General features: G+C 73.0%; 22 protein-coding genes. 11 read left to right on the top strand and 11 right to left on the bottom strand.

All coding sequences use genetic code 11. The features are described 5' to 3' along the window. Window positions 1–142 precede the first annotated feature (142 nt). Window positions 143–964, bottom strand: a complete 822-nt coding sequence (locus ACSP97_RS32105) for a TIGR02452 family protein (protein WP_355526670.1) — start codon at window positions 962–964, stop codon at window positions 143–145. A gap of 275 nt (window positions 965–1,239) precedes the next feature. Here ACSP97_RS32105 and egtA point away from each other — a divergent pair, with 275 nt between their 5' ends. From egtA to egtD, 4 genes are read left to right on the top strand one after another with little or no spacing between them, the layout of a single operon-like run. Then, on the top strand, window positions 1,240–2,574 hold the full coding sequence (gene egtA, locus ACSP97_RS32100; RefSeq protein WP_440555502.1) for an ergothioneine biosynthesis glutamate--cysteine ligase EgtA: 1,335 nt from the start codon (window positions 1,240–1,242) through the stop codon (window positions 2,572–2,574). Then, entirely contained in the window at window positions 2,571–3,908 is a 1,338-nt protein-coding gene (gene egtB, locus ACSP97_RS32095; RefSeq protein ID WP_440555500.1) for an ergothioneine biosynthesis protein EgtB, read from the top strand. Before egtA ends, egtB begins: the two co-directional genes overlap by 4 nt. Then, complete coding sequence (egtC, locus tag ACSP97_RS32090; protein WP_355526676.1) at window positions 3,908–4,687, top strand: ergothioneine biosynthesis protein EgtC; 780 nt, start codon at window positions 3,908–3,910, stop codon at window positions 4,685–4,687. The genes egtB and egtC overlap by 1 nt, the downstream gene beginning before the upstream one ends. Next, window positions 4,684–5,646 carry an L-histidine N(alpha)-methyltransferase gene (gene egtD, locus ACSP97_RS32085; protein ID WP_382072634.1) on the top strand — a complete coding sequence of 321 codons (963 nt, stop codon included), beginning with the start codon at window positions 4,684–4,686 and terminating at the stop codon, window positions 5,644–5,646. Before egtC ends, egtD begins: the two co-directional genes overlap by 4 nt. 4 nt (window positions 5,647–5,650) lie before the next feature. On the opposite strand, the gene ACSP97_RS32080 is transcribed toward egtD, so the two are convergent. Beyond that, window positions 5,651–6,907, bottom strand: coding sequence for an extracellular solute-binding protein (locus ACSP97_RS32080; protein WP_358678778.1), 1,257 nt, complete (start codon window positions 6,905–6,907; stop codon window positions 5,651–5,653). Between the two features lie 230 nt (window positions 6,908–7,137). Between ACSP97_RS32080 and ACSP97_RS32075 the strand changes: the two genes are divergently transcribed. Further along, window positions 7,138–7,353, top strand: coding sequence for a dodecin (locus ACSP97_RS32075; protein WP_355150686.1), 216 nt, complete (start codon window positions 7,138–7,140; stop codon window positions 7,351–7,353). A 9-nt stretch (window positions 7,354–7,362) separates the two neighbouring features. Here the strand turns inward: ACSP97_RS32075 and ACSP97_RS32070 are convergent, their stop codons facing one another. Further along, window positions 7,363–7,854, bottom strand: a complete 492-nt coding sequence (locus tag ACSP97_RS32070; protein ID WP_355150688.1) for a phosphatase domain-containing protein — start codon at window positions 7,852–7,854, stop codon at window positions 7,363–7,365. An 86-nt stretch (window positions 7,855–7,940) separates the two neighbouring features. Here ACSP97_RS32070 and ACSP97_RS32065 point away from each other — a divergent pair, with 86 nt between their 5' ends. From ACSP97_RS32065 to ACSP97_RS32055, 3 genes are read left to right on the top strand one after another with little or no spacing between them, the layout of a single operon-like run. Next, the gene (locus ACSP97_RS32065; RefSeq protein ID WP_364730266.1) at window positions 7,941–8,966 is read left to right on the top strand and encodes an MsnO8 family LLM class oxidoreductase; all 1,026 of its coding nucleotides are present in this window, start codon (window positions 7,941–7,943) and stop codon (window positions 8,964–8,966) included. Between the two features lie 39 nt (window positions 8,967–9,005). Continuing rightward, complete coding sequence (locus ACSP97_RS32060; RefSeq protein WP_355150692.1) at window positions 9,006–9,203, top strand: antitoxin; 198 nt, start codon at window positions 9,006–9,008, stop codon at window positions 9,201–9,203. 29 nt (window positions 9,204–9,232) lie between these two features. After that, on the top strand, window positions 9,233–11,566 hold the full coding sequence (locus ACSP97_RS32055; protein WP_355526679.1) for an excinuclease ABC subunit UvrA: 2,334 nt from the start codon (window positions 9,233–9,235) through the stop codon (window positions 11,564–11,566). Between the two features lie 97 nt (window positions 11,567–11,663). Here ACSP97_RS32055 and ACSP97_RS32050 read toward each other — a convergent pair whose 3' ends face one another. The 5 genes from ACSP97_RS32050 to ACSP97_RS32030 all read right to left on the bottom strand — a co-directional run bounded on the left by ACSP97_RS32050 (window position 11,664) and on the right by ACSP97_RS32030 (window position 17,206). Continuing rightward, entirely contained in the window at window positions 11,664–12,563 is a 900-nt protein-coding gene (locus ACSP97_RS32050) for a lysophospholipid acyltransferase family protein (protein ID WP_440555495.1), read from the bottom strand. Then, entirely contained in the window at window positions 12,563–13,333 is a 771-nt protein-coding gene (locus ACSP97_RS32045; RefSeq protein ID WP_364730261.1) for a GNAT family N-acetyltransferase, read from the bottom strand. Before ACSP97_RS32045 ends, ACSP97_RS32050 begins: the two co-directional genes overlap by 1 nt. A 504-nt stretch (window positions 13,334–13,837) precedes the next feature. Then, window positions 13,838–14,587, bottom strand: coding sequence for a succinate dehydrogenase/fumarate reductase iron-sulfur subunit (locus ACSP97_RS32040; RefSeq protein ID WP_355329192.1), 750 nt, complete (start codon window positions 14,585–14,587; stop codon window positions 13,838–13,840). Then, window positions 14,584–16,533, bottom strand: coding sequence for a fumarate reductase/succinate dehydrogenase flavoprotein subunit (locus tag ACSP97_RS32035; protein WP_440555492.1), 1,950 nt, complete (start codon window positions 16,531–16,533; stop codon window positions 14,584–14,586). The genes ACSP97_RS32040 and ACSP97_RS32035 overlap by 4 nt, the downstream gene beginning before the upstream one ends. Before the next feature lies 1 nt (window position 16,534). Beyond that, window positions 16,535–17,206, bottom strand: coding sequence for a succinate dehydrogenase (locus ACSP97_RS32030; RefSeq protein ID WP_355150704.1), 672 nt, complete (start codon window positions 17,204–17,206; stop codon window positions 16,535–16,537). A 120-nt stretch (window positions 17,207–17,326) separates the two neighbouring features. Between ACSP97_RS32030 and ACSP97_RS32025 the strand changes: the two genes are divergently transcribed. Beyond that, a complete protein-coding gene (locus tag ACSP97_RS32025) occupies window positions 17,327–18,211 on the top strand; it encodes a LysR family transcriptional regulator (RefSeq protein ID WP_355150706.1) in 885 nt (294 codons plus the stop codon). 96 nt (window positions 18,212–18,307) lie between these two features. On the opposite strand, the gene ACSP97_RS32020 is transcribed toward ACSP97_RS32025, so the two are convergent. The 3 genes from ACSP97_RS32020 to ACSP97_RS32010 all read right to left on the bottom strand — a co-directional run bounded on the left by ACSP97_RS32020 (window position 18,308) and on the right by ACSP97_RS32010 (window position 22,148). Next, window positions 18,308–20,449 carry a putative bifunctional diguanylate cyclase/phosphodiesterase gene (locus ACSP97_RS32020; protein ID WP_358678782.1) on the bottom strand — a complete coding sequence of 714 codons (2,142 nt, stop codon included), beginning with the start codon at window positions 20,447–20,449 and terminating at the stop codon, window positions 18,308–18,310. Continuing rightward, complete coding sequence (locus tag ACSP97_RS32015; RefSeq protein ID WP_355150710.1) at window positions 20,446–21,258, bottom strand: SAM-dependent methyltransferase; 813 nt, start codon at window positions 21,256–21,258, stop codon at window positions 20,446–20,448. The genes ACSP97_RS32020 and ACSP97_RS32015 overlap by 4 nt, the downstream gene beginning before the upstream one ends. Window positions 21,259–21,584: 326 nt before the next feature. Continuing rightward, a complete protein-coding gene (locus ACSP97_RS32010; RefSeq protein WP_358678785.1) occupies window positions 21,585–22,148 on the bottom strand; it encodes a hypothetical protein in 564 nt (187 codons plus the stop codon). Between the two features lie 193 nt (window positions 22,149–22,341). On the opposite strand from ACSP97_RS32010, the gene ACSP97_RS32005 reads away from it, so the two are divergent. Continuing rightward, the gene (locus tag ACSP97_RS32005; protein ID WP_257585990.1) at window positions 22,342–22,470 is read left to right on the top strand and encodes a hypothetical protein; all 129 of its coding nucleotides are present in this window, start codon (window positions 22,342–22,344) and stop codon (window positions 22,468–22,470) included. A gap of 32 nt (window positions 22,471–22,502) precedes the next feature. Next, complete coding sequence (locus tag ACSP97_RS32000) at window positions 22,503–23,267, top strand: hypothetical protein (protein WP_355150715.1); 765 nt, start codon at window positions 22,503–22,505, stop codon at window positions 23,265–23,267. The last annotated feature ends 27 nt before the right edge of the window (window positions 23,268–23,294 follow it).

Genomic DNA, 23,294 nt, shown 5'->3' with positions numbered 1-23,294 from the left:
CCGCACGACGGCCCGGGCCGGCACCCCGGCGCTCAGCCGCCCGCGCGAGGAACTTCCGTACGACGGCCGAGGCCCGGCGCCCCGGCGCTCGCCGCCGCCGCGTGGAAACCGCCGTACGACGACGGGCCCGGCGCCCCGCCCCTCAGCCGCCCGTGCGCGGGAAGGCCCGTGCGAAGGCCTCCCGTACCGTGGCCCCCGGGGTCCGGTCGAGCACGCCGAAGACCACGTGCTCGAAGGTCCCCGCGAACCGGCCCCCGGCGCCGAGCAGCGCACGGAAGGCCCCCGCGACCTGGGCCGGGTCGTTCCGGAAGACGCCGCAGCCCCAGGCGCCGAGGACCAGGCGCCGGTAGCCGTGGGCGGCGGCGGTCTCCAGGACCCGCTCGGCCCGCGTGGCGAGGGCGGCCGGGATCTCGGCGGCCCGCTCGGGGCTGCGGCGCCGCAGCACGCCCGCGTTGGGGGCGGCGGCGGTCAGGAAGCCCACGAGGTGCGGCTCGGCCAGCAGTCGTCCCCGGTCGTCGCGGAAGACGGGCACCGCCGGGCTGTGGATCACCCGGTCGGAGTAGAGCGGGTCACGGTCGGCGCGGTGGTGTTCGTAGAACTCCCGGGCCTCCCGCAGGCAGGTGTACAGCGCGGAGGCGCGGCACAGGGCCTCCTCCTGGGCCTGGGCGCCGTTGAGATAACCACCGCCGGGGTTCCTGGCGGAGGCGAAGTTCAGCACGGCCACCGGGGCGCCGGCCAGTCTGCGGGCCGCCTCCGTGCTGCTCTCGCCGGTGACCTCGACGAACTGGCCGGTGCCGGATGCCGGCGGCACCGGGACCGGCCCGGGGCCGTACATCCGGGTGCCGGCCCTGGCGGCCTCGACGGCCGCCGCGAGCGGCACCTCCCGGCCGTCCGGGGCCCGGTAGCGCCCCGCCGCCACGATCTCCTCCGTCTGTGCGGCGATCCCGCGCAGGCGCGCGCTCACGGCGCCACCCCCGTGGGCGCCGCGACCGCGGCCCGCGCGGTCTCCCCCGTCGTGCTCATACGGTCATCGTGGGTGATGCTGGTATGCGGTGCAACGGAGTTTCCCGCTCACGGAACCCGCCGGAACCACGGACGGTCACGGAGACGAACGGTCCGAGAACGCCCGGAACGGCGGTCTTGTGCGAACCGGCACAAGGGTCTTGGGTGGGACGAGTGCCGGCCCGGCTCATCGAACACCGGTCCGGCGGCATGGTGGAATCTCAGGAGGATCCCGACATGTCCGATGCGATCACCGACGGTGGTGACTGTACGGAGAACCGTACCGCCGTCACCGAGGCCGAGGTGGACGCCCTGGTCCAGGGCATCTGCTTCAAGACCGGGCCGCCCCGCACCCTCGGTGTGGAGCTGGAATGGCTCGTGCACGAGCGGGGTGCGCCACAGCGCCCCGTGACCACCGAACGGCTTGCCGCGGCCTACGCCGCGATGCGGGCCGTACCCCTCGGCTCGGCGCTCACCGTCGAGCCCGGCGGTCAGCTGGAGCTGAGCTCGCCGCCCGCCGCCTCCCTGATGGAGTGCGTCCGCACCGTCCGCGCCGACCTGGCCGCCGTGCGCACCGTCCTCGCACGGGACGGGCTCGACCTCGTCGGCATCGGCCACGACCCCTTCCGTCTGCCGCGCCGGTTCCTGCGCGAGCCGCGCTACGACGCGATGGAGGCGTGTCTGGACCGCATCGGGCCGGCCGGCCGCCACATGATGCGCGCCTCCGCCTCCGTCCAGGTCTGCCTGGACGCGGGCCACGAGGAGCCGGGCCCGCTGGGGCACGGGCGGCGCTGGTGGCTGGCGCACCAGCTGGGCGCGGTCCTGGTGGCCGCGTTCGCCAACTCCCCGCTGATCGGCGGGCTGCCGACGGGCTGGCTGTCCACCCGGCAGCTGATGTGGATGGAGATCGGCGCGGGCCGGGCGGGCGCGCCCCCGCTGCACGAGGAGCCGCGGGCCGCGTGGGCCCGGCACGTGCTGGACTCCCCGGTGATGTGTGTGCGCCGGGACAGCGGGCCGTGGGAGGTGCCCGAGCGGCTGACCTTCCGGGAGTGGACGCGCTCGCGACAGCCCCGGCCGCCCACCCGGGCGGATCTGGACTACCACCTCACCACCCTCTTCCCGCCGGTCAGGCCGCGCGGCCACCTGGAGCTGCGGATGATCGACGCGCAGCCCGGCGAGGACGGCTGGATCGTGCCGCTCGCGGTGACGGCGGCGCTCTTCGACGATCCGATGGCCGCCGAGACCGCCTACCGGAGCGTGAAGACGCTGGCGGAGCGGGCTCGTCACCTGCCCGCCCCGCACAACCCGCTGTGGACCGACGCGGCCCGGCGGGGGCTCGCCGACCCGGAGCTGCGCGAGGTGACCGCCGTGTGTTTCGCGGCGGCGCTGGACGCCCTGCCCCGGCTCGGCGCCACCGCCGAGGTGACGGACGCCGTCGCCGGGTACCTGGAGCGCTATGTGGCCCGGGGCCGCTGCCCGGCCGACGACCTGCTGGACGCGCTGCCCGGCACACGCATCTCCCCGGCCGGGGGCGGCCGAACCGCCCACGGCAGGAAGGACATCCCGACATGACCGCCCCCGAGACCGACACCACGACCGCGGAGTGGGACGCCGAGGCCCTGCGCGAGCGCGCGCTGGCCTCGCTGACCACGGCCCGGGACCGCACCACCTTGCTGACCACGTGCGTGGACGAACCCGATCTGACCGCGCAGCACTCGCCGTTGATGTCCCCGCTGGTGTGGGACCTCGCGCACATCGGCAACCAGGAGGAGCTGTGGCTGCTGCGGAACGTCGGCGGCCGGGAGGCGATGCGCCCGGAGATCGACAGCCTCTACGACGCCTTCGAGCATCCGCGTGCGGAGCGCCCCTCGCTGCCGCTGCTGCCGCCCGCGGAGGCCCGGCGCTACGCGGCCGAGGTCCGCGGCCGGGCGCTGGACCTGCTGGCGGGCGCCGACTTCCACGGCACCCGGCTGACCGAGGCCGGGTTCGCCTTCGGAATGATCGCGCAGCACGAACAGCAGCACGACGAGACGATGCTGATCACCCATCAGCTGCGCACCGGTCCGGCGGTGCTCACGGCGCCGGACCCGGAGCCGGGCCCGCCGTTCACCGGCCCGGCCGAGGTGCCGGTACCCGGCGGCCCGTTCACCATGGGCACCTCCGGTGAGCCGTGGGCGCTGGACAACGAACGCCCGGCACACGTCCGGGAGGTGGCGCCGTTCCGGATCGACACCACACCGGTGACGAACGGCGCGTACCAGGCGTTCATCGAGGACGGCGGCTACGACACCGAGCGCTGGTGGGCCCCGGAGGGCTGGGCGCACATCCGGCGGCACGGCATCACCGCCCCGCTGTTCTGGCGGCGCGACGGCGATCGCTGGCTGCGCCGCCGCTTCGGCGTCACCGAGGTGGTGCCGCCGGACGAGCCGGTGCTGCACGTGTGCTGGTACGAGGCGGACGCCTACGCCCGCTGGGCCGGGCGTCGGCTGCCCACCGAGGCGGAGTGGGAGAAGGCGGCCCGGTACGACCCGGTCACCGGCCGCTCCCGGCGTTACCCCTGGGGCGACGCCGACCCGGCGCCGCGCCACGCCAACCTGGGTCAGCGGCACCTGGGTCCCGCCCCGGCCGGCAGCTACCCGGCGGGCGAGACACCGCACGGCGTACGGCAGTTGATCGGCGACGTGTGGGAGTGGACGGCGAGCGACTTCCTGCCGTACCCGGGGTTCCGGGCGTTCCCGTACAAGGAGTACTCGGAGGTGTTCTTCGGCCCCGAGTACAAGGTGCTGCGCGGAGGTTCGTTCGCCGTGGACCCGGTGGCCTGCCGGGGGACGTTCCGCAACTGGGACTACCCGATCAGGCGGCAGATCTTCGCCGGCTTCCGCACCGCCCGCTCGGAGGACGCCTGATGTGCCGTCACCTGGCCTACGTGGGCCCCGAGTCGGCTTTGGCAGACCTGTTGGTGGCGCCCGCGCACAGTCTGCTGCGGCAGTCGTGGGCGCCGCGCCGACAGCGGTACGGCACCGTCAACGCCGACGGGTTCGGGGTCGGCTGGTACGCCCCCGGCGACCCCGCGCCCGCCCGGTACCGGCGGGCCGGGCCGATCTGGGCCGACCTGTCCTTCGCCGACCTGGCCCGGGTGGTGCGCTCGACCGCGGTGCTCGCCGCCGTCCGGGACGCCACCCTGGCGGGCGCGGACGCGGAGGCCGCGGCGGCGCCGTTCGCCTCCGGGCGCTGGCTGTTCAGCCACAACGGGGCGGTCCCGGGCTGGCCCGACGCGGCGGCGCCGCTGGTGCCCACGCTGCCGCCGGTCGACCTGCTGTCGCTGCCGGCGCGCACCGACTCGGCGTTCGTGTGGGCCCTGGTGCGGCACCGGCTGCGCGCCGGTGACGACCCGGAACGGGCCCTGTGCGAGACGGTCCGCGAGGTGGCGCGGGCCGCCCCGGCCTCCCGGCTGAACCTGCTGCTGACGGACGGCACCACCATTGCCGCCACCGCCTGGGGCGACAGCCTCTGGTACCGCACGGAGCCCGGCCGGGGCACGGTCGTCGCCTCCGAGCCCTACGACGACGACCCGCTGTGGCGGGAGGTCCCCGACCGCACCGTGCTCACCGCGGACAGCACCGGCGTGCTGCTCGCCCCGGCGGTCGATCCGGCCGCCGTACCATCGAAGGAGCCCTGCACGTGAGCCCCCTCCATGTCACCCGCACCCTCCCCGAGGACGCCACGGACGCGGCGCTGCGCGCCGATGTACGCCGTGGTCTGACGGCCGAGCCCAAGTGGCTGCCGCCGAAGTGGTTCTACGACGCCCGGGGCAGCGAACTCTTCGACGAGATCACCGGGTTGCCCGAGTACTACCCCACCCGTGCCGAGCGGGAGATCCTGGCCGCCCGGTCCGGGGAGATCGCCGCCGCGAGCGGGGCCCGGACCCTGGTCGAGCTGGGGTCGGGCTCCTCGGAGAAGACGCGCCATCTGCTCGACGCGCTCCCCTCGCTCGCGGCGTACGTCCCGGTCGACGTCAGCGAGAGTGCCCTCGTCCAGGCCGGGGAGGCGATCATCGCCGAGCACCCGGGCCTCGAAGTGCACGCGCTGATCGCCGACTTCACCGCTCCGCTCGACCTGCCTCCCACGCCCGGGCCCCGGCTGGTGGCGTTTCTCGGCGGCACGATCGGCAATCTGCTGCCCGCCGAACGCGCCGCGTTCCTCGCCGCGGTGCGGGCCCTGCTCGCCCCCGGCGACGGGCTGCTGCTCGGCACCGACCTGGTCAAGGACGAGCGGGTCCTCGTCCGGGCGTACGACGACGCGGCCGGGGTGACGGCCGCGTTCGACAAGAACGTGCTGAACGTCGTCAACCGCGAGCTGGGCGCCGACTTCGACCCGGACGCCTTCGACCACGTGGCGCTGTGGGACGCCCGCAACGAGTGGATCGAGATGCGGCTGCGTTCGCGTGCCGCGCAGACCGTGAAGGTGCCCGCGCTGGACCTCGCCGTGGAGTTCGCGGCGGGCGAGGAGCTGCGCACCGAGGTGTCGGCCAAGTTCCGCAAGGAGGGCGTGGTCCGGGAACTCGCCGACGCCGGGCTGGAGTTGACGCACTGGTGGACCGACGGGCAGGAGCGGTTCGCGCTGTCGCTGAGCGTGGTCCGGTGAGGGCTCACAGATCCGGCGTGAGCTCCTCGGTGATCTTCCGTGAGGCCCGGCGGGCCTCCGTCGCCGGATCGGCCCCGTTCAGCACCCGGCTCATGTACTGCTTGATCGGGTTGTCGGCCTCGACGTCCGCCCACTGAGGGGTGTTGGGGGTCGCCCGGCCGTGTGCCGCGCCGACGGCCATGGCGGCGACCCCCTCCTCGCCCGAGACGGCCCCGGCCAGTGTGGTCTTGTTGGGCACGTAGTTCATGGTGCGGGCGAGTTCGGTGTCCCACTTGGCGCCGGTCAGCGCCCCGACCACGGCGGTCGCGGCGAACTGGTCCTTGGTGTGCTGCGGGACGACGAGGTCGGAGCCGCCTGTGAACACGGCGCCGGGCCGGGCGGCGGTCGGGCCGGGCACCGGGAAGAAGCCCAGCTTGCCCTTCAGTCCGGGGTTCTGCTCCAGGATCGCCTGGGCGAGCCCGGGTACGGCGACGATCTGCGCGACCTTGCCGCCGGCGAACACCCCGGCCTGGGGCGGGTGTTCCTCGTCGGCGTCCTCGGGTCCGTCGCCGAGCGACTGGAGCCGGCGGTAGAAGTCCATGCCGCGCAGCGCCTCGGGGGTGTCCAGGGCGCCCTTCCACTGGTAGTCGTCGACCTTCCGGGCGAGGTCGCCGCCCTCGTCCCAGATGAAGCCGGAGAGGGTGTACCAGTCCTGACCGGCCAGGTAGATGCCCTGCGTGTCGCCGGAGTTCAGCTTCTCGGTGTCGGCGAGCCATTCCTCCCGGGTGCGCGGCGGGCGGGCGATGCCCGCCTGCTCGAACAGGTCCTTGCGGTAGATGACCACCCGGTTGGCCGCGTACCAGGGGATGCCGTACTGCTGGTTGCCCTCCTTGCCGGGCTCGGCCAGGCCCGGCAGCCACTTGTCCTTGCCCCAGTCGCGCATCGACTCCAGGGTCAGGTCGGCGAGCCGGCCGCCGTCGGCGTACAGCGGCACCTGGGTGTTGCCGACCTCGATGACGTCGGGGGCGTCGCCGGAGGTGTCCGCGAGCGCCTTGCGGACCTTGGCCACGATGCCGGTCCAGTCCTGGGTGCGGATGTCCAGCCGCAGGTCCTTGTGGGTGCTTTCGAAGTCCGCGGTGAAGCGCTTGATGAAGTCCGCCGAGGCGCTGCCCTTCATCAGCCACACGGTCACGGTCTCGCGCGGTTGCGTGCCGGGGAGCGTCCCGCAGGCGCTCACGAGCGTACCGGTGACACAGACGAGGGGGAGCAGACGACGTCTCACGAGGGGTCCTGTTCTGTCTGGCATGGCGCGCATGCGCACAGGGGTGGGGGCCCGACGTGGGGGGACGAGCGGGGACGCTCATGCGGGTGTGGCTGGATTTTGGTATGGACCAATGCGGAGGGTCAAGGGCTACCGATGGTTACGAAGGCGACGCCGTGCGGAGCGGGCCGGGATGCGGCACGGTGGAGTACGGCGTTTCCACGGCGTGTCCCCCGGCCCAAGGAGCCCCCATGACGAACCACACCTACCGGGTCACCGAGATCGTCGGCACCTCGCACGAAGGCGTCGACCAGGCCATTCGCAACGGCATCGCACGCGCCGGCGAGACCCTGCGCAACCTCGACTGGTTCGAGGTGACACAGGTCCGCGGCCAGCTGGAGAACGGGCGGATCGAGCACTACCAGGTGGGCCTGAAGGTGGGCTTCCGCATCGAGGACGGCGGCTGAACCCGCCCGTCAGGTACGCCCCTCCTGCTCCTGGGCCTCCCGCAGCGCCTGGGACTGCTCGGCCCAACGGGCCCGCACCACGGGGAATCCGGCGCGCTCGGCGTCGTCGCACACCAGCTCGTCGTCGTCCACGAGGAAGCGCACCGCACGGCCCCGGCCGAGCCGGCGCAGCGTGGCCAGCTTGGTGAACCGGGCGGGCCTGCGGTCGGTGTCGCCCCGCATGTGCAGGTCCCCCTCGGGCAGTCCGTGCGCGGCGAGCCAGTCCAGGGTGTCCTGGCGGTACCGCTCCGGGCGGCCGGTGAGGTAGACGATCTCGCAGTCCCGGGCGCTGCGCACGGCCAGGGCGACGCCCTCGGCGAGCGGCGGGTCCGCGGGCGCGGCGGCGAAGAACCCGTCCCAGTCCTTGGGCCGGGTCCGCAGGAAGTGCTGCCGGTGGGCGGTGTCCGCCAGGGTGTTGTCGAGGTCGAACACGGCGATCGGCCGCTCGCTGCTTTCGGTCACGCCACGACCCTAACCAGCGACGGCGACGCGCGGACCGGGAACCGGCCGACCGGGAATCCGCGGGCCGTCAGGACGTTGAACCGTTCGTGAGCAGTTCAGTGATCGCCCGTACCCGGTTCTCCGTCCTCGACCGTTCCCGCACCCGCCAGGGGCGGCCGCCCGCCGAGGCGCTGCGGGACACCGTGGCGCTGGCACGGGAGGCGGAGGCGCTCGGCTACCACCGGTTCTGGGTCTCCGAGCACCACGGGGTGCCCGGTGTCGCCGGTTCCGCGCCGACCGTGCTGGCCGCCGCCGTGGCCGCCGCCACCACGGCCATCCGGGTCGGCACCGGCGGGGTGATGCTGCCCAACCACCGGCCGCTGGTGGTCGCCGAGCAGTTCGGGGTGCTGGAATCCCTGTTCCCGGGCCGGATCGACATGGGCCTGGGACGCTCGGTGGGTTTCACGGACGGGGTGCGCCGGGCGCTCGGCCGGGACAAGGGGGACGCGACGGACTTCGCGGCCCAGCTCGCCGAGTTGCTCGACTGGTTCACCGGGTCCTCGCCGACCGGGGTGCACGCGCGTCCAGCGGAGGGCCTGACGGTGCCGCCGTTCGTGCTGGCCGTCGGCGAGGGCGCGGCGATCGCGGCCGCCGCGGGGCTGCCCCTGGTCATCGGGGACCTGCGCGACCGGGCGAAGCTGCTGCGCGGCGTCGAGCGGTACCGCGCCGCGTTCCGCCCCTCGCGCTGGGCCGCCGAGCCGTACGTCGTGATCTCCGGGACGGTCGCCCTCGCCGGCACCCGGGAGGCGGCACGGCGGCTGCTGCTCCCGGAGGCCTGGTCGATGGCGTACGCGCGCACCCACGGCACCTTCCCGCCGCTCGCCCCGGCAGAGGAGATCGAGTCCCGGGTGATGACCGCGCGGGAGCGTGAGGTGTACGAGGCCCAGCTCGCCGGACAGCTCGCGGGCACCGAGGACGAGGTGGCGCACGAACTGGAGACGGTGGTGAAGGAGACCGGCGCCGCAGAGGTCCTGGTCACCACCAGTGGCCACGACCGGGAGGCGCTGCTGGACTCCTACCGCCGGCTGGCCGCGCTCTTCGCCCCGAGATGCGAGGCGGGCCCGGTCCGGTGACCCTGGGAGGGCAAGTCCCAAGCGACGAGGAGGACTGCCATGTCCTTCATGGACAAGATCAAGGGCATGCTCAAGGGTCATGAGGGCATGGCCGACAAGGGCATCGACAAGGGCGGCGACTACGTCGACCAGCGCACCGGGAACAAGTACCAGAAGCAGGTCGACACCGCCCAGGACAGGGCGCGGGACGAGTTCGGCACCCGGCCGCAGGATCCGGGCAGCCCTCCGCAGTCCTAGCGCGCGGGGGCGGATAGGGTGTGCTTTCCATGCACCACAGCCCCCATGATCCCTTCGTCCGCGTCCGCGGCGCCCGCGAGCACAACCTCAAGGGCGTCGACGTGGACGTCCCGCGCGACGTACTGGCCGTGTTCACCGGTGTGTCCGGCTCGGGGAAGTCGTCCCTGGCGTTCGGCACGATCTACGCCGAGGCCCAGCGACGGTACTTCGAGTCGGTCGCGCCGTACGCGCGCCGGCTGATCCACCAGGTCGGAGCGCCCAAGGTCGGTGAGGTCACCGGGCTGCCGCCCGCGGTCTCGCTCCAGCAGCGGCGTGCGGTGCCCACCTCCCGCTCCTCGGTGGGCACGGTCACCAATCTCTCCAACTCCCTGCGCATGCTGTTCTCGCGCGCCGGGGAGTACCCGCCGGGCGCCGAGCGGCTGGACTCCGACGCGTTCTCGCCGAACACGGCGGCCGGCGCCTGTCCGCGCTGCCATGGTCTGGGGCAGGTGCACGACACCAGCGAGGAGCTGCTGGTGCCCGATCCGTCGCTGTCCGTGCGCGAGGGCGCTATCGCGGCCTGGCCGGGCGCCTGGCAGGGCAAGAACCTGCGGGACATCCTGGACGCGCTCGGCTACGACGTGGACCGGCCCTGGCGGGAGCTGCCCGCCGAGCAGCGGGAGTGGATCCTGTTCACCGACGAGCAACCGGTCGTCACGGTGCATCCGGTGCGGGACGCGGACCGCATCCAACGTCCTTACCAGGGCACGTACATGAGCGCCCGCCGGTATGTGCTCAAGACGTTCTCCGACACCAAGTCGCCGACGCTGCGCAAGAAGGCGGAGCGCTTCCTGGTGAGCGCGCCCTGCCCGGTCTGCGGGGGCAGCCGGCTGCGGCCGGAGGCGCTGGCGGTGACCTTCGGCGGGCGCACCATCGCCGAACTGGCGTCGCTGCCGCTGACCGACCTGGCCGAACTGCTCGACGGCGGTTCGCCGACGGCCCGGGTGCTCACCGGCGATCTGAAGTCCCGGATCGCCCCGGTGGTGGAACTCGGCCTCGGCTATCTCAGCCTGGACCGTCCCACCCCGACCCTCTCGGCGGGCGAGCTGCAACGGCTGCGGCTGGCCACGCAGTTGCGGTCCGGGCTGTTCGGCGTGGTCTATGTGCTGGACGAGCCGTCCGCGGGACTGCACCCGGCGGACACCGAGGCGCTGCTGACCGTGCTGGAGCGGCTGAAGGCGGCGGGCAACTCGGTGTTCGTGGTGGAGCACCATCTGGAGGTGGTGCGCGGCGCCGACTGGCTGGTGGACGTCGGCCCGGGTGCCGGCGAGCACGGCGGGCGTGTGCTGTACAGCGGACCGCCGGCCGAGCTGGCGTCGGTGGAGGAGTCGGCCACGGCCGCGTTCCTCTTCGACGAGGCGCCCGGCCCGGCGCGTGAAGTCCGCGCGCCGCGCGGCTGGTTGAAGGTGGGCCCGGTCACCCGGCACAACCTGCGCGAGGTGACGGCCGAGTTCCCGCTGGGCGCGTTCACCGCCGTCACCGGGGTCTCCGGGTCCGGGAAGTCCACGCTGATCGGGGAGCTGACGGAGGAACTGGAGGGCGTGGACCGGCTGGTGCGGGTCGACCAGAAGCCGATCGGCCGCACTCCGCGGTCCAATCTCGCCACGTACACCGGTCTGTTCGACGTGGTGCGGAAGGTGTTCGCGGCGACGGACGCGGCGCGCGAACACGGTTACGGCGTCGGGCGGTTCTCCTTCAATGTCGCCGGGGGACGGTGCGAGACCTGTCAGGGCGAGGGGTTCGTCAGTGTGGAGCTGCTGTTCCTGCCGAGCACGTACGCGCCCTGCCCGGACTGCGGCGGCGCCCGCTACAACCCCGAGACGCTGCGGGTGACGTACCGGGGGCGGAACATCGCCGAGGTGCTGGACCTCACGGTGGAGGCGGCGGCGGAGTTCTTCGCGGACGTCCCGGCCGCCGCGCGCAGCCTGGACACGCTGCTCGACGTGGGCCTCGGCTACCTCCGGCTCGGTCAGCCGGCGACCGAGCTGTCCGGCGGCGAGGCCCAACGGATCAAGCTGGCCGGCGAGTTGCAGCGCGGGCGGCGCGGCCACACCCTCTATCTGCTGGACGAGCCGACCACCGGACTGCACCCGGCCGACGTCGAGGTGCTGATGGACCGGCTGCACGGACTGGTGGACGCCGGGCACACGGTCGTCGTGGTCGAGCACGACATGACGGTGGTCGCGGGTGCCGACTGGGTGATCGACCTGGGTCCGGGCGGCGGCGACCAGGGCGGCCGGATCGTCGCCGCGGGCCCGCCGCAGCGGGTGGCCGGTGCGCGGGACAGCGCGACGGCGCCCTATCTGGCCCGGGTCCTGCCGTAGTCCGCGACCCGGGCCGGCCGCGCCGCCGCGACGACGGCCCGGCGGCCGGATCGTCGCGTCCCGCGCAGGTGACCCGACGGCACCGCGTCCGGCCCGGTCATCCCGCCCGGGTCATCCCCCGCCGGTCGCCCGTCCGGGTCGCCGTGAGCGGGTGCGGGAGGGTGCGGTGGCCGGCGACCAGGGCGGCGTGGGTCCACAGCGGGGCCGGGGCGATCGGCTGGGCCGCCGCGGCCAGGCCGCGGCGGTCGGCGTGGGTGCCGGGCGCGATCGCCGGGTGCACCTCGACCTCGGCCACCAGTCCCCTGGTCCGCGCCACCCGCCACAGGGAGGCGAGCAGGGTGTCCTCGCCGACGAAGGCGGCCGGGGTGCCGGTGCCGCCGTCCGCGAGCCGGTAGCGCAGACGGACCGGCTGCACGGGCACGCCCGCGTCCAGCGCGGCCTGGAAGACGGCCCGGTGGAAGCGGCCGTGGGCGCGCCCGCACCAGGTGCTGCCCTCCGGGAAGGCGGCCACGGCCGAGCCCGTGCGCAGGGCGTCCGCGATCACGGAGACCGTGCCGGGCAGGGCGCGCAGCCGGTCCCGTTCGATGAACAGGGTGCCGGCCCGCGCGGCCAGCGGGCCCGCCACCGGCCACCGGCGGATCTCGGTCTTGCCGAGCATCCTGGCCGGTCGTACGGCGGTGAGCAGCGGGATGTCCAGCCAGGAGACGTGGTTGGCGACGAGCAGCAGCCCGCCGGCCGGCGCGGTGGCGCCGGTGATCCGCGGCCGCACCCCGATGGCTCGTACGACGGCCCGGCACCACCGTCTGACCCACGCGTCGGGGATCCGCGCCCGCGAGGGGGACGACGCCCGGCCGAGCGGGGACAGGACGATCGCGGTGAGCACCAGGGCCGCGACGGCGGCGAGCCGCAGCACGGCACGGGGCACGGCCACGGCGGCGGGCGCCGGTTCCACGCAGGCGGCGGGGGTGCAGGGCGCGCTCGGCAGCCAGCCGCTCATCAGGACGGCACGAGGGAGAGGAAGTGCCGCAGATAGCGCGGGTTGACCCGGCGCATCGACAGCAGCACGTACAGGTCGGCGACCCCGAAGTCCGGGTCGTGGGCGGGTTCGCCGCACACCCAGGCGCCGAGGCGCAGATAGCCGCGCAGCAGGGCGGGGAGTTCGCCGCGCGCGGCGGGTGCGGCGGCCCGCGGCGTCCAGGGCAGCAGCGGCCGTACCCGGTACTCCGCGGGCGCGAGGTGTCCCGTGCGCACCCGGTCCCAGGCGGCGCCGGCGAGGGTGCCGCCGTCGGCGAGCGGGATCGAGCAGCAGCCGGCCAGCCACTCGTGGCCCCGGTCGGTCATGTAGCGGGCGATGCCGGCCCAGATCAGGCCGATGACCGCGCCGTCGCGGTGGTCGGGGTGCACGCAGGAGCGGCCGACCTCGACCAGTCCGGGCCGTATCGCGTCGAGCGCGCCGAGCTCGAACTCGCCCTCGGAGTAGAGGCGTCCGGCGATCGCGGCGCGTTCGGGCGGCAGCAGCCGGTAGGTGCCGACGACCTGTCCGGTGGCGGTGTCGCGGACCAGCAGGTGGTCGCAGTGGGCGTCGAAGGGGTCGATGTCGAGGCCGGGCTCGGGGCTGGTGAGGAGGGCGCCCAGCTCCCCGGCGAAGACGTCGTGCCGCAGCCGTTGCGCGGCCCGCACGTCGTCCTCGTCGCGGGCGAGGGCGACGGTGTAGCGGGCGGGCGCCGCGGGCCGCGGCGGACGGTCGAGGGTGGAAACGCCGGTCATGGCACTCTCCTGGTCACGGGGCCGGTTCGGCGGCAGCGGCGGGCCGTGCCGTACGGCCCGCCGCTCCTGTTCTTCCGACGCCGGTTGGCCGGCGCGTGACATGTGCCCGGAGAGCGGATGTGCGGTTGCTGAACGGTGGGGGTGTCACAACCGCCGGTGACCGCGGGTCAGTTGTTCCGGCGCGACTTCCTGCGCTGAACCACCGCCGGGCACGCCGTACCGAACCGCCGCGGACATGCGAGACGGGGCCGGGGAGCACCGTCCCGGCCCCGCCCGTCCGCACGAAGCGCGAACGTCTGTGGTGATGTACCGACCGCTTCCGCGGTGCGGCGAGCCGCGCACCTAGGGTCTTTCGTTTGGATCAGGCCGGATCAGGGAGCGGGGTCTGGTGCCGTGCATCGCAAGGCGGAGGAGGGCGACATGGCGGAGCCATGGCAACCGACGACAACGCCGCGAGGCGCGGTGCCAGGGCCCGCGAGCCCGGCAAGATCCAAACGAGAGGCCCTAGCGCTTCCCGGCCTTGCGGGTCGCGCGCAGCCACTCCTTGTTCATGCTCGTGATGGACATCAGCGGGATGCCCTTGGGGCAGGCGGTGGCGCACTCCCCCGTCAGCGTGCAGCCGCCGAAGCCTTCCGCGTCCATCTGCGCCACCATGTCGAGCACCCGTGTCTCCCGCTCGGGCGCGCCCTGCGGCAGCACGTTGAGGTGGTTGATCTTCGCGGAGGTGAACAGCATCGCCGCGCCGTTGGGGCAGGCGGCCACGCACGCCCCGCAGCCGATGCACTCGGCGTGCTCGAAGGCGAAGTCGGCGTCCGCCTTGGGCACCGGCGTGGCGTGCGCCTCCGGCGCGGAACCGGTGGGCGCGGTGATGTAGCCGCCGGCCTGGATGATCCGGTCGAAGGCGGAGCGGTCCACCACGAGGTCCTTGATCACCGGGAACGCGGCGGCCCGCCACGGCTCGATGTCGATGGTGTCGCCGTCCTTGAAGGACCGCATGTGCAGCTGGCAGGTGGTGGTCCGCTCGGGCCCGTGGGCGTCGCCGTTGATCACGAGGGAGCAGGCGCCGCAGATGCCCTCGCGGCAGTCGTGGTCGAAGGCGACCGGGTCCTCACCGGAGAGAATGAGCTGTTCGTTGAGGACGTCCAGCATCTCCAGGAAGGACATGTCGGACGAGATGCCGTCCACCTCGTAGGTGGACATCGTGCCGTCGGCGTCGGCGTTCTTCTGCCGCCAGACGCGCAGGGTGAGCTTCATGCGTAGCTCCGCTGAGTGGGGTGGACGTACTCGAAGACCAGGTCTTCCTTGTGCAGGACGGGAGCGGAGCCCGTACCGGCGAACTCCCAGGCGGCCGCGTACGCGAACTCGTCGTCCTTGCGGGCGGCTTCGCCGTCCGAGGTCTGGGACTCCTCGCGGAAGTGGCCGCCGCAGGACTCGGCGCGGTGCAGCGCGTCGAGGCACATCAGCTCGGCGAGTTCGAGGTAGTCGACGATGCGGTTGGCCTTCTCCAGCGACTGGTTGAACTCCTCGCCGGTGCCGGGGACCTTGATCCGCCGCCAGAACTCCTCGCGGATCTGCGGGATCCGCGCCAGGGCCTTGCGCAGCCCCTCCTCGGTGCGGGCCATGCCGCAGAACTCCCACATCAATTCGCCGAGTTCGCGGTGGAAGGAGTCGGGGGTGCGGTCGCCGTCGACGGCGAGCAGCAGGTTCAGCCGGTCCTCGGTCTCCGCCAGCACCTCCTGCACCGCCGGGTGTTCGGTGCTGACCGGGTCCTGGTGCGGGTTGCGCGCCAGGTAGTCGTTGATGGTGGCGGGCAGCACGAAGTAGCCGTCGGCCAGACCCTGCATCAGCGCGGAGGCGCCGAGCCGGTTGGCGCCGTGGTCGGAGAAGTTGGCCTCGCCGACCGCGAACAGGCCCGGCACGGTGGTCTGGAGGTCGTAGTCGACCCACAGTCCGCCCATCGTGTAGTGCACGGCCGGGTAGATCCGCATCGGCACCTCGTACGGATCCTCGTCGGTGATCCGCTGGTACATGTCGAAGAGGTTGCCGTACTTGGCCGCCACGGCCGCCCGGCCCATGCGCTTGATCGCGTCGGCGAAGTCCAGGTAGACGCCCTGGCCGCCGGGACCCACGCCCCGGCCCTCGTCGCAGACGTTCTTCGCGGCGCGGGAGGCGATGTCACGCGGCACCAGGTTGCCGAAGGAGGGGTAGATGCGCTCCAGGTAGTAGTCGCGCTCGTCCTCGGGGATCTGGTTCGGCGGACGGTTGTCGCCCTTGGCCTTGGGCACCCAGATCCGGCCGTCGTTGCGCAGCGACTCGCTCATCAGGGTGAGCTTGGACTGGTGGTCGCCGGTGCGCGGGATGCACGTCGGGTGGATCTGCGTGAAGCAGGGGTTGGCGAAGTAGGCGCCGCGCCGGTGCGCCCGCCAGATCGCGGTCGCGTTGGAGTTCATGGCGTTGGTCGACAGGTAGAAGACGTTGCCGTAGCCGCCGGAGGCGAGGACGACCGCGTCCGCGAAGTAGGTGTCGATCCGGCCCGTGACCAGGTCCCGGGCCACGATGCCGCGGGCCCGTCCGTCCACGACGATCAGGTCCAGCATCTCGGTGCGCGGGTGCAGCTCCACGTTGCCCGCGGCGATCTGCCGGGACAGCGCCTGGTAGGCGCCGAGCAGCAGCTGCTGGCCCGTCTGGCCGCGGGCGTAGAAGGTGCGGGAGACCTGGACGCCGCCGAAGGATCGGGTGTCGAGCAGGCCGCCGTACTCGCGGGCGAAGGGCACGCCCTGTGCCACGCACTGGTCGATGATCTCGACGGAGATCTGCGCCAGGCGGTGCACGTTGGACTCACGGGCGCGGAAGTCGCCGCCCTTGACGGTGTCGTAGAACAGCCGGTGGATCGAGTCGCCGTCGTTGCGGTAGTTCTTCGCCGCGTTGATGCCGCCCTGCGCTGCGATGGAGTGGGCGCGGCGCGGGGAGTCCTGGTAGCAGAACTGGACGACGTGGTAGCCCTGTTCGGCCAGGGTGGCACCCGCGGAGCCGCCGGCGAGGCCGGTGCCGACCACGATGACGGTGTGCTTGCGCCGGTTGGCCGGGTTGACCAGCTTGGCCTGGAAGCGGCGGGTGTCCCAGCGCTCGTGGATCGGGCCGGCCGGGGCCTTGGTGTCGGCGATCGGTTCGCCGGTCCGGTAGTTCACGTAGTCGGTCATGTCAGCTCACCACTCCGGTCATCACGCCCACGGGCACGGCGATGAAGCCGGCCGTGAGCAGCAGCGCGAGAACGTTGGCGACGGTCTTCAGGGCGCGGTCGCGGGCGCGGCTGCCGACGCCGAGGGTCTGCGCGGCGCTCCAGAAGCCGTGCCGGACGTGCAGGCCGAGCGCGAGCATCGCGACGATGTAGATCACGTTGCCGTACCAGGTGGAGAAGGTGTCCACGACGTTCTGGTACGGGTGGCCCGGCTGGAAGCCGCCGGAGTGCACGGTGCCGGTGGTCAGGTCGAGGATGTGCCACACGATGAACAGGCCGAGGATGATCCCGCCCCAGCGCATGGTGCGGGTGGCGTAGCTCGCTCGGGGCTTGGAGTGCACGTACTTGCTGGGCCGCGCCTTGATGTCGCGGCGGCTGAGCTGGTACGCGGAGGTGGCGTGGGCGACCACGGCGACGACGAGGACGACCCGGATGATCCAGAGCGTCCACTCGTAGTGCATGAAGGGCTCGCCGATGGTGCGCAGCCAGTGCGCGTAGTGGTTGAACTCGCCCGCCCCGAAGTAGATCTTCAGGTTTCCGATCATGTGCACCACCAGGTAGAGCAGCATGATCAGACCGCTGACGGCCATCACCGTCTTCTTACCGACGGAGGAGTCCCACATCGTGCGTGCCATGGACGGCCGTCGGTCCGTCCGCGTTGCCAGAGCCATGGAACAGCACGCTAGGGCCGAAGGTCCCGATCGGTCCAAGACATGGCGCAGCTTGTTTCCATAGGAAAGGGCTATCGTTGCTGCATGCAGCTCCAGCAGCTCCAGTATTTCGTGGCCGTCGCCGAGACCCGGCACTTCACCCGGGCCGCCGAGCTGGTGCACGTGGCCCAGCCGTCGCTCTCGCAGCAGATCAAGGCCCTGGAGCGGGAGCTGGGGGCGGATCTGTTCCTGCGCGCGCGGGGCAACATCACGCTCACCGACGCGGGCGAGGCGCTGCTGCCGCTGGCCCGGCGGATCCTCGCGGACGCGGACACCGCCCGGCAGGAGGTGCAGGAGCTGGTGCAGCTGCGGCGCGGGCGGGTGCGGCTCGGGGCCACGCCGAGCCTGTGCACGGGTCTGCTCCCGGATGTGCTGCGCGCCTTCCACGACCGCTACCCGGGCATCCGGCTGCTGATCGAGGAGGGCGGCTCGCACGACCTGGTGCGCGAGCTGGCCCGGGGCGCGCTCGACCTGGCGCTGATCGTGCTGCCGCTGCCGCCGTCCTCGCCCGCGCTGACCACCCTGGAGGTGCTGCGCGAGGACCTGGTGGTGGTCTCCTCGCCGGAGGCGCCGGCCCCCGGGCACGGCGGGCGGGTGGTACGCATCGCCGATCTGGCGAGCGAGCGCCTGGTGATGTTCCGGCACGGCTACGACCTGCGGGAGCTGACCGTGGCGGCCTGCCGCGCCGAGGGCTTCGAGCCGGACTTCGCGGTGGAGGGCGGCGAGATGGACGCGGTGCTGGGGTTCGTCCGGGCGGGGCTCGGGGTGGCGGTCGTACCGCGGATGGTCGCGACCCGGGCGGGCCTGAGCCTGCGGGTCACCCCGCTGGCCCGCCCCGGCCTGCACCGGACCATCGCCCTGGCCCACCGCACGGACGTCGCCCCACCGAGGGCGGCGAGGGAGCTTCAGCGGATGCTCAGGCAACGGTGAGGGCGCTCGGACCCCGCGACCGCGAAACCGGCCCGGCGCGACCGCCACCACCGCGCCGGCCGGCCCTGAGGGTTCCTTGCCCGGCGCCCGCGCCCCTCATCCCGTGGCGTCCGCCAGGGCCAGGTCGTGCAGCCGTTCCGGCGGGCCGGGGCGGGCGTAGTACCAGCCCTGGGCGGTGTCACAGCCCAGCACCCGCAGCTGTTCGGCCTGGGCCCCCGTCTCCACTCCCTCCACGGTGACCGCGAGGTCCAGGCTGTGGGCGAGGCTGACGATCCCCTCGACGATCTTCAGGTCCACGGGGTCGGCGGGGAACTGCTGCATGCCCTGGGTGAAGGAGCGGTCCAGCTTGAGGACGCTCACCGGGAGGCGGCGCAGGTTGGCCAGGTTCGAGTAGCCGGTGCCGAAGTCGTCCAGGGCGATGTCCACGCCCATCTCGGCGAGCCTGCGCAGCGGTTTGAGCAGGTCGTCGTCGGCGCCGATGAGCGCGGACTCGGTGACCTCCAGACACAGGGCGTCGGGGGTGACGCCCGCGCGTTCGAGGATGTCCACCGTGTCCTGGACCAGCCCCGGGTGGCTGAGCTGGCACGGGGAGAGGTTGACGTTGATCCGCAGCGGCCCGGCGTCCTGGCCGCCGTGCCGCTCGCGCCAGGCGCGGGCCTGCCGGATCGACTCCTCCAGGACCCAGCGGCCGAGCGGCACGATCAGTCCGGTGTGCTCGGCGAGCGGGATGAAGCGGTCCGGGCCGAGCACCCCGTGCTGCGGGTGCAGCCAGCGCACCAGCGCCTCGGCGCCGCGCACGCTGCCGTCGCCGAGGTGCACCAGCGGCTGGTACTCGATGAAGAACTCGCCGCGCTCCAGGGCGGTGGGCAGCGCCGTGGTCAGACCGTGCCGGGTGATGGCGCGGGCATCGGCCTCCGGGTCGGCCAGCTCCGAGCGGTTGCCGCCCGCCGACTTGGCCCGGTACATGGTGATGTCCGCGCTGCGCAGCACCTCGGCGGCCGTGCGCTCGCCCGCCGGGCCCTCCACAATGCCCAGGCTGCCGCGCACCAGCAGGTCCCGGCCGTCGATGCTGATCGGGGTGACCAGCGCGTTCATGATGCGCTCGGCCAGTTCGTCCACCGTGCGCTCGGTGCCGGGGCCGGTGGTCAGCGCCACGAACTCGTCGCCGCCGAGCCGCGCGACCATCTCCCCGGGGGCGGTCGCGCAGGACTGCAAGCGGTCGGCGACCTCCACCAGCAGCCGGTCGCCGGCCGCGTGCCCGAGGCTGTCGTTGATGGTCTTGAAGCCGTCCAGGTCGAGGTAGCACAGGCCGAAACGCTGGTCCTTGCCGGCCGCGAGCGCCTTCTCCAGCCGCTCGAAGAAGAGCGTGCGGTTGGGCAGGCCGGTGAGCGCGTCGTGCGTGGCCTCGTAGCGCAGCCGCAGGTGGAGCAGCCGGCGCTCGGTGGTGTCCTCCATGAGCGCGAGCTGGTACTGCGGGCTGCCGTCCGCGTCGCGCAGCAGGGAGACCGTCAGATTGGTCCACAGCACCGTGCCGTCGGGCCGGTTGAAGGCCTTCTCCACATGGTAGTGCTCGCGTTCGCCGCGGACCAGTTCGTCGTAGAGCCGCCAGGTCTGCGGGGCGTCGTCGGGGTGCGTCCAGTCCTGCACCCGGCGGCTGCGCAGCGCCTGCTGGGTGAGCCCGAACATGCGCAGCAGCGCCTCGTTGACCTGGAGGATGTGGCCGTCGAGGTCGGCGATGCCGATCCCTATGGCGGCACCCTCGAAGACGGCGCGGAAGCGGGCCTCGCTGGCGTGCAGCGCCTGGGCCACCACGCCCTGGGCGCGCAACGCGGCCTGGGCGATGGACTCTTGCTCGGCGAGGGTGCGGCGGCGCAGCGCGTGCGCGTAACCGGCGGCCATCGCGTGCTGCAACCGCGAGGAACGCATGCGCAGTTCGTCCTGGGGGCCGTCGCCGCCGCAGTAGAGCACCAGATAGGCGTCCACGCAGTCGAGGGTGCGCGAGAGTGCCTCGGGGTCGGTGCAGTGCGCCTCGACCAGGGCGGCGCCGACCGCCCTGGCGGCCTCCGCGTCGAAGTTGCGGGCGCGCAGCAGCTCGCTCAACCGGTATGCGAGCGGCAGGAGTTGCCCCTCGAACTCGGCGCGGGTGAGCGACGTGGAGGTGACGGGGTACAGTGCCCGGCTCCAGATCGTCGTCAGTCGGCGCAGTCTGTCCTCCGGCCCGTCCGGCTCCGCGCTCACGCCGTACGCCCCACGCCGGCGTATCCGGAGAAGGCGAACGGGTCCTCGTCCTCCGGCGCCGATTCCGGGCGCCACAGCGGCAGCGTCACCAGTCCGGGTTCCACCATGTCGTACCCCTCGAAGAACCGCGCGATCTCGTCGCGCGAGCGCATGATCAGCGGGTTGCGAATGTCCTTGTATACGTCCATCGCACCCTCGGCCCGCTCCGCGGACACGGGGATTCCCTCGTACGAGGCATGGGTGAGGATCAGCATGCTGCCGGGCGCGAGCGCATCGCGCAGCTCGGCCACCGCACCGTAGGGGTCGTCCGCGTCTTCCACGAAGTGCAGTATGGCAACGAGGAGGAGGGCCACCGGGCGGTTCAGGTCGATCAGCCTCCGCACCTCGGGGCTGTCGAGGATCTCCTGCGGCTTGCGCAGGTCGGCGGCGGCCACGCCCGCGTCGTCGTTGCCCGCGAGCACGGCCTCGCTGTGCGCGACGGCCACCGGGTCGTGGTCGACGTAGACGACCCGGGCGCCGGGCACGGCGGACTGGGCGACCTCGTGGACGTTGCCGTACGTCGGGATGCCGGAGCCGATGTCGAGGAACTGGGTGATGCCCTCCTGGGCGGCGAACCGCACGGCCCGGCGCAGGAAAGCCCGGTTGGCCTGCATGGTCTTCGGCAGGCCGGGCATGAATTCCATCGCCCTGCGGGCGGCCTCCCGGTCGACCTCGAAGTTGTGCGAACCGCCCAGGTAGTAGTCGTAGATGCGCGAGACGCTCGGCACCGAGATGTCGATGCTGCGTGGGGCCCAGGCGGGACGCTCCATTATCTCTCCAAGGCGGGACGAAGGCGTAGGCGATCCGGTGTTCGAGCTGAGGCTACTGATCGCCCGCCAAAGGAGCGACCTGAACCGGAAATTGACCATCCGTTCCCGGTCACTGCCTGCGGCAAGTGCCCGGGCGACCCCGCTGAGTGATGTTCCAGCCAAGGCTCCGGTCACCCCTCGTCCACCGCGCACCATCGGGACGGGTGACGCCCTCCGGCTCCTTCCGCTTGACGCGCCGGCGCCGGCCTCGCACGGCCGAACGCCGGGCCCGGGGGCGCGATTTCGGCCATATCGGACTGATCTGATCGTCAAACCACCGATCGGGTTTATCCCTCCTTCGGGCTAATACCGCCGCACTCTCGGATACGGCCGCTCCCCGCACCCCATGATCTTGGCGTGCATGGACTGAACGTGACCCGGCGCGCGCCCGCCTCAAGGGCGTTGGCCCTGCTGGCGCTGACCTGCGCCCTGACGGGCTGCCCGGTCGGCAGCGCGTCGGCCGATGTCTGCGCGTACACCTCCACGGGCCCGGGCGGCACGGTGGCGGTGGCCACCGCGGGCGGCGTCTCCGCGTCCTTCGTGAACGGCACCGCCACCGCCTCCGCGGGCGGCGTCTCGGTGACCTCGGCGGGCACCACCTCGCCGACCTCGGCGAACGGTGCCCCGACGGCACCCGCGAGCGGCGGCCCGGCGATGCCGGCGGGCGGCGCCTCGGTGGTGTCGGCGGGCGGCGGAGCGGCGGTCTTCGCGGGCGGCGGCCACCCCTGGCCGCCCCCATGGCGCCACCACCCCTGGCCGCCCCCGTGGCACCACCATCCCTGGCCGCCGCCCTGGCACTGCCCACCGCCGCCCCCGCCACCGTGCCCGCCGACACCGACTCCGACACCCACGCCGACCCCCACGCCGACTCCGACTCCGCCGAAGCCGGCCCCGACACCCCGGCCCACGCCGAAGCCCCGGCCGCCCGCCCCGGCACCCCGGCCGACGCCCACGCCCACTCCCCCACCCGCCCCGGCGGCACCAAGGCCCGCACCGGCCCCGAAGCCGTCGCCGACCCCCACCCCGCGCCCGGCGGTGAGCCCGGTGAGCTACCCGGCGTACCACCCACATCCGGCCACCCGGCCCGCGGCCGGCCACACCCGGCCCGTCACCTACGTCCTGCTCATCGCCCTGCCCGCGATCGTCGCCGTCGCGGCCCTCCGCCCGCGCTGACCTGCCGGGCCGCTCATCTCTGGAGGTACCCCTTGTCGGATTGGCTTGTTCTCGTCCTCGGGATGCTGGGGGCCTGCGCCGTGGTGGTCGCCGTGACGCTCCTCCGGCACAAGCGGGCACCGCAGGACGAGGACCCCAACGAGACGCCGGACGTCATCGAGTACATGACGATGTGGATCGGCGTCGTCTACGCGATCGTCCTCGGTCTGGCCATCGCGGGCGTGTGGGAGGCCCGCAGCTCCGCCCAGGACTACGTGCAGTCCGAGGCACAGGCCCTGCACGAGATCTCGGAACGGGTCCGCGTCTATCCCCCGGACGTGCGCGACCACATCCGCGCCGATGTCAACACCTATGTCAGCTATGTCGTGCACACCGAGTGGTCGACGATGACCCGCCACGAGCGCGTCACCGACCACGGCGCCACGCTGCTGCAGAAGGTCCGTCAGGACGTCACCGACTACCGGCCCGGGAACGACTTCGAGGCACAGGCCTACCAGCCGCTGCTGGACCAGATGACCGCCGCCGACCAGGCCCGCAACGAGCGTGCCGACTCCACCGGGGCCACCATGCCGGCCGTGGTGTGGTGGGGGCTGCTCATCGGGGCGGCGATCACCGTCGGCATGGTCTTCGCGCTCCAGATTCGGCGCACCAGGAGGGAGTTGGTGCTGGCCGGACTGTTCTCCGCGACCATCGCCTTCATGCTCTTCCTCATCTGGGACCTCGACGCCCCCTACAGCCGGGGCATCGCCGTGACCGCCGAGCCGTTCCTGAACCTGTTCCCGGGCATCAAGGGCTGACCGGGCCGACGGCAAGGAACCCGGACC

It is taken from the genome of Streptomyces sp. SCPE 10, assembly GCF_051980735.1.
GTDB classification, from domain to species: domain Bacteria; phylum Actinomycetota; class Actinomycetes; order Streptomycetales; family Streptomycetaceae; genus Streptomyces; species Streptomyces misionensis.
This window is presented reverse-complemented; position numbering and strand designations above follow the sequence as displayed.